The sequence below is a fragment of the Pseudooceanicola nitratireducens genome, from assembly GCF_900109195.1.
GTDB classification, from domain to species: Bacteria; Pseudomonadota; Alphaproteobacteria; order Rhodobacterales; family Rhodobacteraceae; genus Pseudooceanicola; species Pseudooceanicola nitratireducens.
Genome location: NZ_FNZG01000026.1, coordinates 1 through 2,864, shown reverse-complemented (window position 1 = coordinate 2,864; position 2,864 = coordinate 1). Strand labels below are relative to the sequence as shown.

The 2,864-nt window shown below is 59.6% G+C and carries 1 protein-coding gene and 1 pseudogene; both read right to left on the bottom strand.

All coding sequences use genetic code 11. The features are described from left to right. Positions 1-509 precede the first annotated feature (509 nt). Positions 510-1,931: a hypothetical protein gene (locus tag BMX99_RS19380; RefSeq protein WP_243614748.1), complete on the bottom strand. Its 1,422-nt coding sequence runs from the start codon at positions 1,929-1,931 to the stop codon at positions 510-512. A 173-nt stretch (positions 1,932-2,104) separates the two neighbouring features. Continuing rightward, positions 2,105-2,767, bottom strand: a pseudogene (locus BMX99_RS19375) (IS3 family transposase); the annotation flags it as partial. Positions 2,768-2,864: the final 97 nt, after the last annotated feature.

Here is a 2,864-nt window from a genome sequence, read left to right as displayed (position 1 = left end):
CGCAGCGCCCTGTGGATATATTGCAATTAAGGGTACAGAATCTGCCGAAAACGCTTCCAATCCGCAGAATCTGATTAATTAGGGTACAGTGACAGACGTGAAGTAGACAAGCGCGACACCTGCATCTCTGCAAAGACAATGAACCGGCGGGGCTACACCCCCGCCGGTTCTATCGTGTCGGAGAGCGGTGTCTGCTCCATCAAACTACTGAATCTGATTGAGGTCGATGTATGTAGCGACTTGGGATTCAGTCTACGGGTGCAACGGGCGCCGCGTGCAGAACGGAGATTTTGCAGGTTCTTCGGGAAGCAGTCGCGCCACCATGCTGCTGCAGCGAGGACCTGCGACACCAACATGGTCATGTATGGTGGCAACGTAGTGGAACGCGGAGCGACTGCACGGATGCTGGAAGATCCGCAGGGTGACTATACCAACTCGCTGATCTCCGGCGTCTCGCACCTGTCGCACTAGAGGCGGGGCCAACCCACGAGGGCGGGCCCCGCGACGGGTTACTGGCTCGGCGTCCAGGGGCGGTTGTACGCCCCCACGCGCCAGTCGCCAAATTCGACGAAGCGGGGATCTGAGCCCGTCTCCAACGCGGCGGCTGCCGTGTTCAGTGCCTCGGGTGTGACCTCTGGCCAGGTGCCGGTCTCGATCCGTTCGGCCAGAATTTCAACGATCACGCTGCTTTCCGCGGCCATGAATTCGCAGTGCCCGGTGCCCTGAACGAGGGCCTGCCGATAGTGGTCGGTGGTGCCGGCCTGTTCAACCAGCGCCTCGTACCCCTGCATCAGCGAATAGGGGATGGCCCAGTCTCCCAGCATGTGGATCCGTATGGCGGGCACTTCGAGCTCTCCGGTCGTGGTGCGTCCGTCCCCGGCCCAGAAGTCGAGCGCATAGTCCGACGCCGCAATCCGGGGTTCGGCGTCAATCGTCGCAAGGTCGGCCTGAAGGTCCAGATCGGCTTCGGCATAAAGCGCCTCGACCAGCTGTTTCATCGCCGGTGCGGCGTTGGCGTAGAACGCGGCGTAATCGACGCCTTCGTTGCCGGACAACTGCTGACCCGATGCCGCATTTTCGAAGAGCAGCCGCGCAGTGCCGCCGACATTGCCGGCATTGCGCATCGCCGATTTCACCACCATATCAGCCATCGCGGCGGTATCGGACGTGTCGGGCAGGTCGGTGCCCTCGACCATCCAGGGCGACCACTGGCCGATGGCAAAGGCGAGCGCCAGACGGGCGCGACCTTCGGGCGTTTTGCCCGCGTTTTCGATCGCGCTCTTCCACGACGCCCGGATGGCGTCGAGGTTACGATCGCCACCCGCGCCTGCGTTCGGCAGACCGGCCACCGTCAGATCCGAGGCCTGGCCCAGGCCCTGTGCCACGTAATCTTCCGCCAACAGCGCCCGCATCGCGAACCAGCCGTCCAGGAAACTGCTCATAATCCAGACCGGCGTATGGGCCGCAAGCACCACCGAGCCATCGATCTTGTCCGGGAAATCTTCGGCCGAGGCAAGGCTGTCCAGACCGCCGCCGGAGCATCCGTATTGCATCACCATGTCCGGCTCGCGTTCGAGCCGGGTGAAGGTGTCCTGAACGGTCTGGAGGTTCAAGATCTCGCGCTGCGGGTCGTATTGCCAGAGCCGCAAGGGATGGCGCGCCAGACCGGCAAAGGCATAGCCGCGCGCCAGCAGATCATCATAGCGGGGCGCGTAGCCCGGGACATGGATGAAGCTGGCGAAATCGAGATCACGCAGCAGGCGGCCGTTCCAGTTCTCGGGGACACGGATCAGCCACGTGGTACCGTCAGGCAGTACGCCACTATGCTCGCGGTATGGGGTTTTGTCCTGTGCCGAGACAGGAACAGCAAGACTGGCCGCAATCGCCAGGCAAAGCATCTTCGGCCCTGCCCGATATGAAAATCGAAACATGGTTCTCCTCCAGATTGTGTTTGGGAAGGCGCAGAGCTCCTCTCATCCCGCCATCCTGTCAATAAAAGTAGATGGCTAATTTTATGAGTGTCAAGTTCATATTTACGCAAGGTCAACGCGTTTTCTGAAATTGCGCCGATGATCAGCCCCACCTGAGTGGTCCGGTTTGATTGTTAGTGCATGACCGGTCTCGGGTCCATCGGGACGATGGTTTCCGGGGCGGGAGGGCGATAGCCCAAGGCACTATGTGGTCGTTTGGTATTGTAGTGGTTCCTCCATTGTTCGATCAGGATTTCCGCTTCCCGAAGGTTGTAAAAGACTTCTCCGTTGAGCAGTTCATCGCGGAACCTGGCATTGAAGCTTTCGCAGTAGCCGTTTTCCCAAGGTGACCCGGGCGCGATGTAAGCGGTCTTGGCGCCGACGGCCCTGATCCAATCTTGAACGGCCTCAGCCACGAACTCCGGGCCGTTGTCAGACCGGATGTAATCCGGCACACCCCGCATGATGAACAGGTCGCTCAAGGCATCGATCACGTCACCCGAGTTCAGCTTGCGCTTCACCTTTATCGCCAGGCATTCCCGGCTGTGCTCGTCCAAGATGTTGAGCGTCCGGAAGACCTTTCCGTCCTCCGTCCGGCAGTGGACAAAGTCATAGCTCCAGACGTGGTTGCGATACTCAGGACGCAGCCGGACACAGGATCCGTCATTCAGCCAGAGCCGTCCCTTCTTCGGTTGCTTCATTGGCACTTTCAGCCCCTCTCGTCGCCATAGGCGCTCGACCCGCTTGTCGTTCACCTCCCAGCCCGCATCTCTCAGCAAAGCCGCGATCCGACGATAGCTGTCACTGTACCCTCATTAATCAGAATTGCCTTTAAAATTATCGTTTGTTTTCAGCGGCACGATGTACCCTTAATTTTCATATTGTACCGTTAAT